The organism is Marinovum sp. PR37 (assembly GCF_028807375.1).
Taxonomy (GTDB): Bacteria; Pseudomonadota; Alphaproteobacteria; order Rhodobacterales; family Rhodobacteraceae; genus Marinovum; species Marinovum algicola.
Genome location: NZ_JARAML010000047.1, coordinates 1 through 14,156, shown reverse-complemented (window position 1 = coordinate 14,156; position 14,156 = coordinate 1). Strand labels below are relative to the sequence as shown.

Genomic DNA, 14,156 nt, shown 5'->3' with positions numbered 1-14,156 from the left:
AAACATCACACGATGTGCGTCAGAGCCAATTTTGCATGCCGATCCACACGCTGCGCTATTTGAGGGCTGCGCGGGTGACACCATAACCTCTCGCCAGCGCTTCTTCCCGAGGTGCTACGGGACAGAGTTCACCAGTCGGGCTGTCCTGAAATGGGCCGATGAGACCGAGGTCTCCTGGCACTACATCGATCCCGGCAAGCCCCAGCAGAACGCCTTCATCGAGAGATTCAACGGGAGCCTGCGCGACGAGCTCTTGAACGAGGAAATATTCGACACCCTGGACGATGCACGGCGCAAGCTGGCCTTGTGGCGCTACGACTACAACACGGTTAGGCCACACTCGTCGCTCGGCAACCAGACACCACAGCATGCGCGCAGAGCGCTTGAGCAATTTGAGGGCTCGGCGCCCGGCGCGCTTGCACCAGACGGGGAACCGGAATACCCAAATCCAACCAGCAGACTCTCTTTATGAATGAGGGACCAGCAGGGGGCAGGTCAACCCGTTCCCGTTTCAGGAGTTGGAAGAAGCGCTCAGCCACGGCGTTGTCATGGCAGGTCCCTCGTCGGCTCATGCCGGGTTCCAGGTTGGTCGGGCGAAGCAACATCTGCCATTCCCGGCTGGTGAACTGGAAGGCTTGATCGGAATGCACCGTGTTGGTCAGAAATAAGTCCGTCTCATCCAGCGCGTCGAGCAGAGCGCCGGGAGACCACCTCGCCCCTCGGATTGCCATCCACCCGAGGTTCGGCTAAACGGTGCCCATTCCGGTCGCAGCCTACCCGGATACCAAAACAAGGGCCCAACATGAAAACTCTCGTCATCTGCTCGGGCGGACTCGATTCCGTGTCGCTCGCTCATATCACCGCCGATGAGCATCAACTCACCCGGCTGGTGTCCTTCGATTACGGCCAACGCCACCGCAAGGAGCTCGACTTCGCGGCCGCGGCGGCGCAGCGGCTCGGCGTTCCGCATCACCTGATGGACATGCGCGGGATCGGTGCCGCGCTCTCCGGATCGGCGCTGACCGACGACATCGATGTGCCTGACGGCCATTACGCCGAGGACACGATGCGCATCACCGTCGTGCCGAACCGCAACGCCATCATGCTGGCGATCGGTTTCGGAGTCGCCGCCGCCAACGGCGATGAGGCAGTCGCGACTGCGGTGCATGGCGGCGATCACTTCATATATCCCGATTGCCGACCTGGTTTCGCCCGCGCCTTCGACGCCATGCAGCAGGCTGCGCTCGACGGCTATGCCGAGGTGCACCTCCACACGCCCTTCGTCGAACGCAGCAAGGCCGACATCGTGCGCGAGGGCGCCCGCCACGGCACGCCCTTCGCCGAGACCTGGTCGTGTTACAAGGGCGGCGCGCTGCATTGCGGCCGCTGCGGCACCTGCGTCGAGCGCCGCGAGGCGTTTCACATCGCCGGTGTTCCGGACCCTACCGCCTATGCCGATCCCGAGTATTGGGCGACAGCAATTGCCGAGCGGGAGGCCACCTGATGTTCCGCATCCGCAAGGAATTCCACTTCTCCGCCTCGCACCAGCTTTCGCATCTGCCGCCCGACCACCAATGCGCGCGGCTGCACGGGCACAACTATGTCGTCGTGGTGGAACTGGCCGCCGAAACGCTGAATGACGACGGTTTCGTGCGCGACTACCACGATCTGAAACCGCTCAAGAGCTATATCGACGATCAATTCGACCATCGCCATCTGAATGACATTTTCGATGTGCCCTCCACCGCCGAGCACATGGCCCGCCATTTTTACGACTGGTGTGCCGCGCGTTGGCCCGAGACCAGCGCCGTGATGATCAGCGAGACGCCGAAAACCTGGGCAGAGTACCGGCCATGACCCTGCGCATCGCCGAGATATTCGGGCCGACGATCCAGGGCGAGGGCGCATTGATCGGTGAGCCCACGGTTTTTATCCGCGCCGGTGGCTGCGACTACAGGTGCAGCTGGTGCGACAGCCTGCATGCCGTTGAAAGCCGGTATCGCCATACTTGGGCGCCGTTGAGCGACGTGGAAATCTGGGATGAGGTGCTGCGTCTTTCGAACGGTCAGCCGTTGACGGTCTCGATCAGCGGCGGCAATCCCGCGATCCAGGATTTCGCTCCGGTGATCGCGCGGGGACGTGCGGCGGGGTATCGCTTCGCCTGCGAGACACAAGGTTCCTTGGCCAGAGATTGGTTTGCGGAGCTCGACACGCTGGTTTTGTCGCCGAAACCCCCCTCGAGCGGCGAAACGGTGGACTGGGATGCCTTCGATGGCTGTGTCTCCGCCGGCAAGCCGGCGCGGCAGTCGGTGATGAAGATCGTCGTCTTCGACGAGACCGATTACCAATGGGCCAAAGCCGCCCATGCCCGCCACCCGGACCTGCCGCTCTACCTCCAGCCGGGCAACGCCGAGGTCGACCCCGACACGCCGGTCGATCTGCGGGCCCTGTCTGCCCGGCTGGAATGGCTGACCGACAGCGCGATGGCCGACGGCTGGTTCGCCCCCCGCATCCTGCCGCAGCTTCATGTCCTGATCTGGGGCAACAAGCGCGGCGTCTGACCTTAAGGAGCCCCCATGTCCGAAAATATCTACAGCGATCTCAAGCAGCTTGGCGGCGAAACCCGCATTCCCGCCAGCCCGGAAGAGGCTGAACTGGAGCGTGTGCCCAACCCACAGGCCGACCTGGCCTATAATGTGCGCTTCACAGCGCCGGAATTCACCTCGCTCTGCCCGATGACCGGACAGCCGGATTTTGCCCACCTGGTGATCGACTACGTACCCGGCGCCTGGCTGGTGGAATCGAAATCGCTGAAACTGTTCCTGACCTCCTTTCGAAATCATGGTGCGTTTCACGAGGATTGCACGATCTCTATCGCACGCCGCCTGGTCGATTTCCTCGAACCGCAATGGCTGCGGATCGGCGGCTACTGGTATCCGCGCGGCGGCATTCCGATCGACGTGTTCTGGCAGACCGCCCCGCGTCCCGAGGGCCTCTGGCTGCCCGATCAAGGCGTGCCGCCCTATCGCGGCCGGGGTTGAAAAGCAGAGCAAGCGTTTCGGGACTGCCAGGTTGGCAGCCGCTACTCCCCGACAATTGTCAAATGGGGGAGTAGCACGCAAAAAGGCATTCAAAAACTGTGATTTAAAATGGCGCGCCTTTGCAGGCAGGTGATTGAATTCGCCACCGGAATAATCCGGCTTGACAAACCAGGTTGTGAAGAAGAACTTCCGGCGCGAACGGTTCCCAATCGGGATGAAAAGGGAACCCGGTGCCAAGCCTTCTGGCTTGAACTCCGGGACTGCCCCCGCAACTGTAGGCGGCCGTTTCGACCCATTCGCCCGTCGGGCGATGCCACTGTGTCACAGAACAGGCACGGGAAGGCGGGTTGGAACGATGGCCGCGAGTCAGGAGACCTGCCGTTCCGGCCTGCGATGGAGCAGAGCCGAAATTTCAATGCGCACCGGACGGGGTGTCCGGAAAAGGAGCGTCAATGATCCAAATAGCTCGCGGCCGCGGTCGTATCCTCTGTGTGCTTGCAACTGCCATTCTCGCATCAACTGCCTTGCGGGTTCAGGCCCAGGCAACCACCTATCCTCTTGAAATCCGCAACTGCCAGAGGGACTTGATCCTGGATGCAGTTCCGGAGCGCGTGGTGGCGATCGGACAGGGCACAACCGAAATCCTGCTCTCGCTCGGCCTGGCCGACAAGATCGTCGGTAGCGCAATCTGGCTGGCGCCTTTGCCAGAGGAATTGGCCGAGCAGGGCCAAGCCTTGCCGCGGCTGGCGGATAACTCGCCCAGTTTCGAAGCGGTGCTGGACACCCGCCCCGATTTCGTCGCGAGTCAGTGGATCAACGACATCGCTCCCGAACAGGCGCGGGTCGGCACCTTTTCCCAGTTCGGAGATTTCGGCATTGCCACCTATGTGTCGCCGGCCGAATGCGCCAAAAGCGATTTCAGCACCGGCAGCGGTGACGGAGCCCGGTCTCAGGCCTGGTCCATGGACCTACTATCCCGCGAGATTGCTGAGCTTGCCGGCATTTTCGATGTGTCGGGCGCCGGTGCGGCTCTGATCGAACGCAACGCGGCGCGGATCGAAACCGCAAAGGCACATGTACGCGGGCTGCAAGCACGCGACGTTTCGGTTCTCTTCTGGTTTTCCTCACCGCAGACCGAGGGAGAAGCCTATGTGGCCGGCCGTTACGGGGCCCCGGCTTGGATCTCGGATGTCGTCGGGGTTCGCAATGTCATCACCTCGGAAGAAGAATGGCCGCTGGTGGGATGGGAAACAATTTCGGGCCTCGACCCGGATGTAATCGTGCTGGGAAAGATGGATCGGCGCCGTCTGCCGGCCGATGACGTCGCCGCCAAGCGCGCGTTCCTGCAAAGCGATCCTGTGGCCAGTCAGCTGAGCGCAGTGCGCAATGGCCGGTTGATTGAAATGGACGCTCAGTCGATGAACCCGACTCTGCGAGCGGTAGATGGGGTCGAAACGCTTGCCGCCGGCCTACGAGCCTTCGGCCAAGCACGGTGATCGCCGAGGCGCGCCCCGCGCCCAGGTCGCGCAGGATGGCCCTTGGGCCGTTTCTGCTGCTCTCGGCCGTGGCTCTGGTCCTTGCTACGGCGGGGGCCATTTTGCTGGGCGAGATTGCGGTAACGCCCCGTGACGTGACCCGAACGCTGGCCAACCGTATTCTGGGCTTGGATCTGGAAGTCGATCCGATCCGGGAAGGCATCATCTGGCACTATCGTCTCAGCCGTGCCGCCGTTGCGATCTGTGTCGGCGCGGCTCTGGCGGTCTGTGGCACCGTTCTTCAGGCTCTATTGCGCAATCCGCTGGCCGAACCATATTTGCTTGGTATTTCGGCAGGGGCATCGACCGGCGCGGTCACGGTGATTGTTCTGGCGCTCGGCGCGGGGGCGCTGTCCGTCTCCGCAGGTGCCTTTGTGGGCGCGACGGTGGCCATTCTCTTCGTCGCAATCCTGGTGCGTGAAACCGGTGGCGGGACCGAGCGCATTATACTCGCGGGTATTGCGGGTTCGCAGCTCTTCAATGCGGTAACTTCCTTCATCGTCACGTCTTCGGCCAATGCCGAACAGACGCAAGGGATCCTGTTCTGGCTTTTGGGAAGCCTTGGCAGCATCCGTTGGCCGGATGCCTGGCTTTCCTTCCCGATCGTGGTCATTGGCTTGGCCATCTGTCTCTACCGTGCCAGGGCGCTTGATGCCTTCGCCTTCGGCGAGGACGCCGCTGCTTCGCTGGGCGTGGATGTCGCGCGCGTTCGCCTTGAACTCTTTGCGGTCACCGCATTTCTGACCGCGACGGTGGTCAGCATGGTGGGTGCTGTCGGCTTCGTCGGGCTGGTCATTCCCCATGCGACTCGTTTTCTGGTCGGCCCTGCACATGGCCGCCTGATACTGGCTTCAGCCTTGGCTGGAGGAGTCTTCATGGTCGCAGCGGACGTGTTGTCTCGCATCGTTTTGCCGGGACAGGTGCTGCCCATTGGTGTCATCACTGCGCTGTTCGGTGCTCCGGCCTTTGCTGCTATCCTTTGGCAGTCTCGGAGGGGGAGATGACGCTCAGGGCGGAAGATGTGTCTTGGGCGGCCGGAGGCGCCCCGATTGTGCGTGGGGTTACATTGCGACTGCCGGAACAAGGTGTTCTCGGACTTGTCGGGCCGAACGGATCGGGTAAATCCAGTCTTCTGCGGCTACTCGCAGGATTGCGTCGAGGGACGGGAGGCGCGATCTATTTGGAGGATCGCCCCATCGAGAGCCTCCGTCGCAAAGAGATTGCCCGCCGCCTTGCCCATGTCGAGCAGCAGTCGGACATTGACATCTCCTTGACTGCGCGCGAGGTGGTCGCGCTCGGGCGCCTTCCCTTGCGAGGCGCCTGGAACGGCTGGTCAACTCGTGACGAAGATGCCGTGGCCTCGGCGTTGCAGCGCACGGACATGATCGACCGTGCCGCCCAGCCATGGTCCACGCTGTCCGGCGGCGAGCGACAGCGAATCCTGATTGCGCGGGCCTTGGCACAAGAGCCGCAGGAACTTCTGCTCGACGAACCGACAAACCATCTGGATATCCGCCATCAGCTGGACCTCATGCGCCTCCTTGGCAACTTAGGCACCCGCATCGTCGTTGCCCTGCATGACCTCAATCAGGCGGCCGCCTTTTGCGACGAAATCGCTGTCATGCATCACGGTCAGCTTGTCAAACAAGGCGCGCCAGAGGACGTGCTGGATGAAGAGCTGATTCGCAAAGTTTTCGCGGTGGAGGCAACAATAAACCATGCGGGGTGTGGATTGCGGGTCGCATTCTTTTGATCTTACGCAAAGGTGAAGTTCGCCGCAGCCTACTCCCACACATCCTCGAGGCGATACCCTGCTCTTCTTTGCCCACGGGGTCGGTATAGATCGCCGTCATGGTAAGCTGCGCGTGGCCCATCCATTTCTGCACGATGTGCTACGGAACGCCGTTCACCGTGGCATTGCTTTCTAAGCCATGACGCAGACGCTTCGGCTGCGATGCGGCGCATCAGGAATGTCAGCCTCGATCAACGCGTCCTTGACGTTGAGCTATTCCGCACATGAGCGCCGCCTATGACGCTTCATTCGTGCAGGTGTGCACACATAACTGATCAGTTTCGGTTGTAAATGGTGCCACCCCCGTAAGAGGCGATTGGAGTTTCGCCCGAGCATAGTCCCGAAGGTGTTCAATTCCTCGGTAACGAATAGTGCACGAGCAGGTTTGAGATACCATATTTACAAAGCAACTTGGAGCTGGGGTCGTAGCCTTCATGTTCTCCGCCCCAGCAAGGGGAAGGAGAAATACCATGTGGAAGCGTTTGATCAGCCTGAGCCTGACCTTTGGACTGGCAGCTCTTGGCCCCCCCGCCTCCGCTCAGATGACCTGCGGGTCTCGCGAGACCATCCGGAGCAGGCTGGAGACTGTCTACCAAGAAAGCTTGGTTGGCCGCGGCCTTCAGTCCGCCACGCGTATGGTCGAAGTCTGGCGCGCCAGCGAGCAAGGCAATTGGACAATTCTCGTCGTGACCCCCGAAGGGCTGACCTGCATTGTGGCGAGCGGTGTGGCCTGGAGCGACGCGACGCCCAAGCCGCTTGGCGTGGAAAGCCAGTATCGGCCTGGATAAGGCTTGGGGATGATATAAGGCCGGTGGGACGGCCCGCGTTTTCGGGGTGCACCTTTGGGCACCCTCGTGAAATCTCCGGGATCAGACCGCCTTGTTGGCGACGTCCTGCGCCAAGGCGCGGATGTCGCGGCGCGCGATTCCGATATCGGTCAGGTCGCGGTCGTCGAGCGCGTTCAGCTCGTTGTAGGTCCGGTCGAAAATTGCGCGCTTGGCGCGGGCGGTTTTCCAGGTCTCGGCCGCGCGGTGCAGCGTGGCCGACAGGTTGAATCGGGCGTGGGTATTGGACAGTGCGTATGCCATGTTCAGCGTCCTTTGATGTGTCGGGCGTGTTCCCCGGTGAGGTTTTGTTTCCTCACTGACACTCAGATAATGGCGAGTGATTGCGCTAACAACGCGCAGTTTCCGCCATGCCGCCATGCTTGTACTGCAATGCGGCATGGGTGGGGCGGGTTCGATCTTGGCGCCCGGACCGTGCAGTCAACACCCGCAGCGTCAGATCGCGACGTCAGATTTTTCCCGGGTTCCTGGGCTGTGACGGTCGATGCGGCCAGAGACACAGACAGCGACCCTGGCGCAGCTACGCCGCGTGACCAAGGTTCAGGACGCGCCGGCGGATTATGCGAAGGCCGTCAGCGATGGCGTCCCGGCTCACTTTGACAACATGAGGCAATTGCACCCGCAGACGCGAGTGCCTATGCTGACGAAAAACCGCCATAATGGGGTCATCTTGGCGCACCGACCGACCATCAAAGATGTCGCAAAGGCGGCTGGCGTTAGTGTCACGACCGTCGATCGCGCGATCAATGGACGCGCCCAGGTGCGCGCCGAGACCCTGCGCAAGATCGCCGATGCGGCGCATCGGATCGGCTATCACGGCAAGGGGCTGTTCGAGGGCCGGCTGACCGCGCATCTGCCCGAGGTGACGCTGGGCTTTGTGCTTTTGAAGCAGGCGCAGGAATTCTATCGCAACTTCGCCACCGAGATTGAACGCGCGGTTGCCGCCAGGACCGACATTCGCGGCCGCGCGGTGATCCGCTATTCCACCTCGCAATCGCCGGCGGAATTTGCCGATCTGCTGACCGATCTGGGCAAAAGCTGCGACGTGATCGCCGCCACTGCGGTCAACGACCAGAAGCTCGACCGCATCGTGCAGGACCTCAAGGATGACGGCATCCCGGTGTTTTCCCTGCTGAACGATTTCGCTCAGGGCATCCGCAAGAATTACGTCGGGCTCAACAACATCAAGGTCGGGCGGCTGGCAGCCTGGCTGATCACGCGGACAGTTAAAAGCCCCGGAAAGCTGGCGATTTTTGTTGGCGGCAACCGCTGGCACGGCCATGACCTGCGCGAGGTCGGGTTCCGGTCCTTTGTGCGCGGCGCCGGTGCCGGGTTCGAGGTGCTCGACACGCTGGTCAACCTGGAGACCCGGCAGCTGACCTACGAGGCGACGCTTGACCTGATCGACCGTCACCCGGACCTGCGCGGCATCTATGTCGCCGGCGGCGGGATGGAGGGCGCAATTGCCGCGCTGCGCGAGAAACACCCCGCGCCGCGGATCTCGCTGGCGGTCAACGAGCTGACGGCGGACAGCCGCGCGGCGCTGATCGACGGCTATGCGGTCATGGCGATTTCCACCCCGCTGACGGACCTCTGCACGGACCTGATCGAGATGATGGTGAAATCGGTGGGCGCCGATGACGACGGCGTGGCGGGGCAGCATTTCCTCGAACCACGGCTCTATTTGCCCGAAATGGTGTGATGACATAAATACGTCATCAAGTACCGAATGAATGCGTCATGAATGACGCGATATCTGCCAGCTCAGATTGACCGAATCTCCCCAAACTGCGGAAGTGAGCGCATCCGACGGGCGCTGACAGCCCTGCGGCGGGGGGTACACCATGAAGACAACTTTGAACCATATGACGGTGCCCGGTCTGGGCTATGCCGAGTTTCTCGATCTTGCCGCGCGGCTGAGCTGCATCGGCGTCGAGGTGCGCAACGACATCGCCCGCCCGCTGTTCGACGGCATCGCCCCGGAGGAGGCCGGGAAGATCGCCCGCGACAAGGGGTTGCGGCTGGTCGGGTTGAGCCAAGTCTATCCGTTCAACGACTGGACGTCCGAGCGTGAAGCCCAAGTGCAGGCGCTGATCGACATCGCCAAGGCGGCGGGAGCCGAGACCATCAGCCTGATCCCGCGCAACGACGGCACGGGGCTTGGCAACGGCGAACGCCAGGCCAATCTGCGCATCGCGCTGAAAGGCGTGCTGCCGCTGCTTCAGGCCGCCGAGATGACCGCGCTGGTCGAGCCGCTGGGTTTTCAGCGCTCTTCGCTGCGCTCCAAGGCCGAGCTGGTCGAGACCATCGCGGCGATCGGTGGCGAAGACCATTTCAAGCTGGTGCATGACACATTTCACCACAAGCTGGCCGAGGGCGGGCCGTTCTATCCCGAGCAGACCGGCATCGTGCATATCTCGGCAGTGACCGACCCGGCGCTGGCGGTCCACGAGATGGAGGATGAACACCGCGTGCTGGTCGATGGCCAGGACCGGCTGGGCAACATCGACCAGATCGCGGCGCTGCTGGCGGCGGGCTATGACGGACCGATTTCCTACGAATGCTTCTCGCCCGAGACCCAGGCGATGCCGGATCCCTTTTCCGAGATCCGGCGCTCGTTCGACTTTATCGCCTCGCAACTTCAGGCGCGCGCCGCCTGACTGCGCAAGACGGGCCCCGCAACGGGGCTTCCGGCCAGGAGAACGGTGCGCCGGACACCACACAAGGGAGGAAACCCAATGAAAAAGACCCTGACAGCCGCGGCCTTGACCGTGCTCATGTCATCCACTGCAATGGCCGAAAACATTGGCGTGTCGATGGCGCTCTTTGATGACAACTTCCTGACCGTGCTGCGCAACGGCATCCAGGAACAGGCCGACGGAATGGAAGGCGTCGATGTCCAGATCGAAGACGCCCAGAACGACGTGGCGCGCCAGCTCGACCAGATCAACAACTTCGTGGCCTCCGGCGTGGACGCGATCATCGTCAACCCGGTCGACACTTCGGCCACCCAGGCGATGACCCAGGCCGCCGAGGCCGCCGGCGTGCCGCTGGTCTATGTCAACCGCGAGCCGATCAACGTCGACACCCTGCCCGACAGCCAGGCCTTCGTGGCTTCTGACGAGGCGGAATCCGGCACTTTGGAAACCATCGAGATCTGCAACATCCTGGCCAATATGGGCCGCGATCCGGCGCGGGTCTACATCCTGATGGGCGAGCTGTCGAACCAGGCCGCGGTGATGCGGACCAAGGACATCGACGATGTGATCGCCGCCGGTAAATGCGCCGTGCAGATCGAGGAAATCGACCGTCAGACCGCCAACTGGTCGCGCGAACAGGCCACCAGCCTGATGACCAACTGGCTGTCCTCGGGCGAGCCCTTCGACGCGGTGATCGCCAACAACGACGAAATGGCCATCGGCGCGATCCAGGCGATGAAGGCCTCGGGCATCTCGATGGAGGACGTCGTTGTCGGCGGCGTCGACGCCACCCAGGACGCACTCTCGGCGATGCAGGCGGGCGAGCTGGACGTGACCGTGTTCCAGAATGCGGCGGCCCAAGGCGGCGGCGCGCTCCAGGCGGCACTGCAACTGGCGCGGGGCGAGGCGGTGGACCAGAAAGTCTACATTCCCTTCGAGCTGGTGACCCCGGACAACATGGAAAGCTACATGTCGAAGAACTGAGCCTGACGAGACCAAACCCCGGGAGCGGCGCGCGACGCGCCGTTCCCGACTGTGAAAGCGCCCTTTCCACGGGAGGAGACGGGACATGTCCGACCAGACATCGCAAGGCGTAGGCGGGTTGACCTTCGACCACAAGAAGCGCGCCTGGCCCAATGAATTCAACGTCTTTCTGGCGCTGATCCTGATCACCCTGTTGTTCGAGGTGCTGGGCCAGGTGCTGCCTTACATGAACGGCCAGAGCATGCTGTTCGATTTCAACGAGGCCCGCGACGGTACCATCCTGAACATGGCGCGGATCAAGATCATTATCCTGCAGGTGGCGATCATCGGCATCATCTCGCTGGGCGTGACCCAGGTGATCATCTCGGGCGGCATCGACCTGTCCTCCGGCCCGCTGGTCGGCGCGACGGCGATGATCGCCATGTCATTCGCCCAGACCGAGCTGGTCAATGGCAACCCCAACCCCAAGGCGGTCTTCGGTCTCTGGGCGATGGATCTGCCGGTGATCGTGCCGGTGATTGTTGGGCTTGCTTTCGGCGCGCTGATCGGCTCGATCAACGGGTTCTTCGTGGCCTTTGCCCGCATTCCCCCCTTCATCGCCACGCTGGGCATGTTCCTCGTCTGCCGCGGCATCTCGCAGTGGTGGACCAAGGGCCAGCCGGTGTCCTTCCCGACCGATAGCTATGCCTGGATCGGCTCCGGCATGATGCCCGTGGTCTGGTTCATCGGCCTTGCGGTCGTGCTGCAACTGATCATGCGCTACACCGTCTACGGCAAACACACCTACGCCATCGGCTCGAACGAGGATGCGGCGCGGATGTCGGGCATCAACATCCGCCGGCACAAGGTCATGGTCTACATGATTGCCTCGATCCTCGCCGCCTTTGCCGCTATCGTGCTGAGCTCCAAGAACCTCACCGCGCAGGCCGGCATGGGCCAGTTCTACGAGCTCTATGGCATCGCCATGGCCGTCATCGGCGGGGTCAGCCTGACCGGCGGGCGCGGCTCGATCATCGGCACGGTGCTTGGCGCCATGGTCTTCGGCGTGATCCAGTCCGGCTTCACCTTCATCAAGCTCGACGCCTTCTATCAGCTGATGGCGATGGGGGCGATCATCATCGGGGCCGTGGTCCTCGACCAATGGCGGCAGCAACGCGCCGCGGCCAGAGCATAGGGAGACCCGACATGAGCGATATCATCCTCGAGACCCGCGATCTGACCAAGCACTACGGCGGCGTGCATGCGCTCGAAGGTGCCAACTTCACCCTGCGCCGTGGCGAACACGTGGCCATTATGGGCGACAACGGTGCCGGAAAATCGACCTTCGTGCGCCAAATCACCGGCGTCGAACAGCGCACCCGGGGCGAGATCATCTTCGACGGCAAGCCGGTGCATTTTGCCGGCCCGCTCGAGGCGCGCAATGCCGGCATCGAGACGGTGTTCCAGACCCTGGCGCTAGCCGATCAGCTCGATGTGCCCGACAACCTGTTTCTCGGGCGCGAGATCACCAAGTACAACTGGCTGGGCCCCTTCCGGATGCTGGATTACAAGGCGATGCGCCAGCGCACCATGGATGCGCTGGTCAAGACCGGCGTCAAGATCCCCAACATCCGCGGCTCGATCGAGAGGATGTCGGGCGGCCAGCGGCAATGCGTGGCAATTGCCCGCACCGCCACCTTCCACTCCAAGCTGACCATCATGGACGAGCCCACAGCGGCGCTCGGCGTGCAGGAGACCGCGCAGGTGGAAAACATCGTCCGCACGCTCAAGGAAGCCGGCGAGCCGCTGATCCTGATCAGCCACAACATGCGGCAGGTGATGGATCTGGTGGACCGGATCGTGGTGTTCCGCCGCGGAAGGATCTGCGCCAACCTCCGCAAGGAAGAGACCAACGGCGAAGATGTCGTGGCCTATATCACAGGCGCCAAGACCCAGCCCGAATACGAGGAGGCCGCCTGACGCTTCCGGGGCCGGTCAATGCTCCCTGCATGGGCCCCCGGCATCCGCCCTCTTCCCGACGCGGCCGGCGGACCCTCTTCCGCCGGTCGCGCATAACAGATGCGGTCCGCCCGCAATTTCGCCCTACGAGGACAACATGACAATCAACTTCGCCATTCTCGGCGCCGGCCGCATCGGACAGGTCCATGCCCGCGCCGTCACCGCCACCCCCGGCGCCCGCCTTGTCGCCATCTCCGACCCGATAGCCGAAGCCGCCGGAAAAGTCGCCGAGGCCTATGGCTGCGATATCCGCAGCATCGACGAGATTGCCGCCAGCGACGACGTACAGGCAGTGGCGATCTGCACCCCCACCAACACCCATGCCGACCTGATCGAGCAGTTCGCCCGCGCCGGCAAAGCAGTGTTCTGCGAGAAACCCATCGACCTGAGCCTGAACCGGGTGAAGTCCTGCCTCGACACCGTGGCGGCGGAACAGGCAACGCTGATGGTGGGCTTCAATCGCCGCTTCGATCCCGACTTCATGGCGCTGAAAGCCGCGATCGACCAGGGCCGTATCGGCGCGGTCGAGATGGTCACCGTCAGCAGCCGCGACCCCGGCGCGCCGCCGGCCGATTACATCAAGGTCTCCGGCGGCATCTTCCGCGACATGACGATCCACGACTTCGACGTGGCGCGCTGGCTGCTCGGCGAAGAGATCGAGACCGTGCAGGCCGCCGCCTCGGTCCTGACCGATCCCGAAATCGGCACGCTCGGCGATTACGACAGCGTCAACGTCATCCTGACCAACGCCAGCGGCAAGCACTGCACCATCACCAATTCGCGCCGCGCCACCTATGGCTATGACCAGCGGATCGAGGTTCTGGGCTCCAAGGGTGCGGTCTCGGCCGAGAACCACCGCGAGGCCAATATCGAGATCGCCGATGCCGAGGGCTTCCACCGCCCGCCGCTGCTCAACTTCTTCATGTCGCGTTACACCCAGGCCTATGCCAACGAGATCGCGGCTTTCGTCGCCGCGGTGGCCCAGGGTGCCGCGACGCCCACCACCGGGCAGGACGGGCTGATGGCGCTGGCGCTGGCGGAGGCGGCGCTGAAATCGGTGGCCGAGGGCCGTGCGGTGAAACTCGCCGAGGTGCTCGACGGCGCGTGAGCCACGGGCGACCGGGAAGGAACGGATATGACACAGACACTTGACCTGATCACCATCGGCCGGTCGTCGGTGGATCTTTACGGCGCACAGGTTGGCGGGCGGTTGGAGGATATGGGGTCCTTCGACAAGTACATTGGCGGCTCGCCGACCAATA

16 protein-coding genes, 1 pseudogene and 1 riboswitch are annotated in these 14,156 nt (G+C 62.8%); of the genes and pseudogenes, 15 read left to right on the top strand and 2 right to left on the bottom strand.

The window, feature by feature from the left end; all coding sequences use genetic code 11:
• On the top strand, positions 1-472 hold a 472-nt coding region (locus tag PVW49_RS23095; RefSeq protein WP_274591719.1), incomplete at its 5' end, for an integrase core domain-containing protein.
• A 25-nt stretch (positions 473-497) separates the two neighbouring features.
• On the opposite strand, the pseudogene PVW49_RS23090 reads toward PVW49_RS23095, so the two are convergent.
• A pseudogene (locus PVW49_RS23090) lies at positions 498-650 on the bottom strand (IS3 family transposase); the annotation flags it as partial.
• Positions 651-802: 152 nt separating this feature from the next.
• Between PVW49_RS23090 and queC the strand changes: the two are divergent.
• The 8 genes from queC to PVW49_RS23050 all read left to right on the top strand — a co-directional run bounded on the left by queC (position 803) and on the right by PVW49_RS23050 (position 7,156).
• Positions 803-1,504 (top strand): 7-cyano-7-deazaguanine synthase QueC, encoded by a 702-nt coding sequence (gene queC / locus PVW49_RS23085; protein ID WP_274565513.1) that lies wholly within the window; start codon positions 803-805, stop codon positions 1,502-1,504.
• Entirely contained in the window at positions 1,504-1,857 is a 354-nt protein-coding gene (queD, locus tag PVW49_RS23080; RefSeq protein ID WP_048534664.1) for a 6-carboxytetrahydropterin synthase QueD, read from the top strand. The genes queC and queD overlap by 1 nt, the downstream gene beginning before the upstream one ends.
• The gene (gene queE, locus PVW49_RS23075) at positions 1,854-2,561 is read left to right on the top strand and encodes a 7-carboxy-7-deazaguanine synthase QueE (protein WP_274565512.1); all 708 of its coding nucleotides are present in this window, start codon (positions 1,854-1,856) and stop codon (positions 2,559-2,561) included. The genes queD and queE overlap by 4 nt, the downstream gene beginning before the upstream one ends.
• 15 nt (positions 2,562-2,576) lie before the next feature.
• Positions 2,577-3,041, top strand: coding sequence for a preQ(1) synthase (queF, locus tag PVW49_RS23070; protein WP_274565511.1), 465 nt, complete (start codon positions 2,577-2,579; stop codon positions 3,039-3,041).
• Between the two features lie 182 nt (positions 3,042-3,223).
• Positions 3,224-3,438: riboswitch (cobalamin riboswitch) on the top strand.
• A 55-nt stretch (positions 3,439-3,493) separates the two neighbouring features.
• Complete coding sequence (locus PVW49_RS23065) at positions 3,494-4,537, top strand: ABC transporter substrate-binding protein (protein WP_074838213.1); 1,044 nt, start codon at positions 3,494-3,496, stop codon at positions 4,535-4,537.
• A gap of 35 nt (positions 4,538-4,572) precedes the next feature.
• Entirely contained in the window at positions 4,573-5,580 is a 1,008-nt protein-coding gene (locus PVW49_RS23060; protein WP_274591718.1) for a FecCD family ABC transporter permease, read from the top strand.
• On the top strand, positions 5,577-6,329 hold the full coding sequence (locus PVW49_RS23055) for an ABC transporter ATP-binding protein (protein ID WP_274591717.1): 753 nt from the start codon (positions 5,577-5,579) through the stop codon (positions 6,327-6,329). Before PVW49_RS23060 ends, PVW49_RS23055 begins: the two co-directional genes overlap by 4 nt.
• Before the next feature lie 509 nt (positions 6,330-6,838).
• A complete protein-coding gene (locus PVW49_RS23050; protein ID WP_274591716.1) occupies positions 6,839-7,156 on the top strand; it encodes a hypothetical protein in 318 nt (105 codons plus the stop codon).
• A gap of 81 nt (positions 7,157-7,237) precedes the next feature.
• Here PVW49_RS23050 and PVW49_RS23045 read toward each other — a convergent pair whose 3' ends face one another.
• Entirely contained in the window at positions 7,238-7,456 is a 219-nt protein-coding gene (locus tag PVW49_RS23045) for a DUF1127 domain-containing protein (RefSeq protein WP_274591715.1), read from the bottom strand.
• Positions 7,457-7,850: 394 nt separating this feature from the next.
• Between PVW49_RS23045 and PVW49_RS23040 the strand changes: the two genes are divergently transcribed.
• From PVW49_RS23040 to iolG, 6 genes are all read left to right on the top strand, one after another.
• A complete protein-coding gene (locus PVW49_RS23040) occupies positions 7,851-8,915 on the top strand; it encodes a LacI family DNA-binding transcriptional regulator (protein ID WP_274591714.1) in 1,065 nt (354 codons plus the stop codon).
• A 142-nt stretch (positions 8,916-9,057) separates the two neighbouring features.
• Entirely contained in the window at positions 9,058-9,873 is an 816-nt protein-coding gene (locus tag PVW49_RS23035) for a TIM barrel protein (RefSeq protein ID WP_274591713.1), read from the top strand.
• Between the two features lie 78 nt (positions 9,874-9,951).
• Positions 9,952-10,896, top strand: coding sequence for a sugar ABC transporter substrate-binding protein (locus PVW49_RS23030; protein WP_274591712.1), 945 nt, complete (start codon positions 9,952-9,954; stop codon positions 10,894-10,896).
• An 85-nt stretch (positions 10,897-10,981) separates the two neighbouring features.
• Positions 10,982-12,070 carry an ABC transporter permease gene (locus PVW49_RS23025; RefSeq protein WP_074838234.1) on the top strand — a complete coding sequence of 363 codons (1,089 nt, stop codon included), beginning with the start codon at positions 10,982-10,984 and terminating at the stop codon, positions 12,068-12,070.
• Positions 12,071-12,081: 11 nt separating this feature from the next.
• The gene (locus PVW49_RS23020; RefSeq protein WP_074838237.1) at positions 12,082-12,855 is read left to right on the top strand and encodes an ATP-binding cassette domain-containing protein; all 774 of its coding nucleotides are present in this window, start codon (positions 12,082-12,084) and stop codon (positions 12,853-12,855) included.
• 136 nt (positions 12,856-12,991) lie between these two features.
• Positions 12,992-14,002, top strand: a complete 1,011-nt coding sequence (gene iolG / locus PVW49_RS23015; RefSeq protein ID WP_274591711.1) for an inositol 2-dehydrogenase — start codon at positions 12,992-12,994, stop codon at positions 14,000-14,002.
• Positions 14,003-14,156: the final 154 nt, after the last annotated feature.

What these genes read in the sequence shown, in the direction of transcription:
- iolG (WP_274591711.1), top strand. Translation starts at nt 12,992, where the DNA reads ATGACAATCAACTTCGCCATTCTCGGCGCCGGCCGCATCGGACAGGTC.
- queF (WP_274565511.1), top strand. Translation starts at nt 2,577, where the DNA reads ATGTCCGAAAATATCTACAGCGATCTCAAGCAGCTTGGCGGCGAAACC.
- queE (WP_274565512.1), top strand. Translation starts at nt 1,854, where the DNA reads ATGACCCTGCGCATCGCCGAGATATTCGGGCCGACGATCCAGGGCGAG.
- PVW49_RS23060 (WP_274591718.1), top strand. Translation starts at nt 4,573, where the DNA reads ATGGCCCTTGGGCCGTTTCTGCTGCTCTCGGCCGTGGCTCTGGTCCTT.
- PVW49_RS23065 (WP_074838213.1), top strand. Translation starts at nt 3,494, where the DNA reads ATGATCCAAATAGCTCGCGGCCGCGGTCGTATCCTCTGTGTGCTTGCA.
- PVW49_RS23045 (WP_274591715.1), bottom strand. Translation starts at nt 7,456, where the DNA reads ATGGCATACGCACTGTCCAATACCCACGCCCGATTCAACCTGTCGGCC.
- PVW49_RS23055 (WP_274591717.1), top strand. Translation starts at nt 5,577, where the DNA reads ATGACGCTCAGGGCGGAAGATGTGTCTTGGGCGGCCGGAGGCGCCCCG.
- PVW49_RS23030 (WP_274591712.1), top strand. Translation starts at nt 9,952, where the DNA reads ATGAAAAAGACCCTGACAGCCGCGGCCTTGACCGTGCTCATGTCATCC.
- queC (WP_274565513.1), top strand. Translation starts at nt 803, where the DNA reads ATGAAAACTCTCGTCATCTGCTCGGGCGGACTCGATTCCGTGTCGCTC.
- PVW49_RS23050 (WP_274591716.1), top strand. Translation starts at nt 6,839, where the DNA reads ATGTGGAAGCGTTTGATCAGCCTGAGCCTGACCTTTGGACTGGCAGCT.
- PVW49_RS23025 (WP_074838234.1), top strand. Translation starts at nt 10,982, where the DNA reads ATGTCCGACCAGACATCGCAAGGCGTAGGCGGGTTGACCTTCGACCAC.
- PVW49_RS23040 (WP_274591714.1), top strand. Translation starts at nt 7,851, where the DNA reads ATGCTGACGAAAAACCGCCATAATGGGGTCATCTTGGCGCACCGACCG.
- PVW49_RS23020 (WP_074838237.1), top strand. Translation starts at nt 12,082, where the DNA reads ATGAGCGATATCATCCTCGAGACCCGCGATCTGACCAAGCACTACGGC.
- queD (WP_048534664.1), top strand. Translation starts at nt 1,504, where the DNA reads ATGTTCCGCATCCGCAAGGAATTCCACTTCTCCGCCTCGCACCAGCTT.
- PVW49_RS23035 (WP_274591713.1), top strand. Translation starts at nt 9,058, where the DNA reads ATGAAGACAACTTTGAACCATATGACGGTGCCCGGTCTGGGCTATGCC.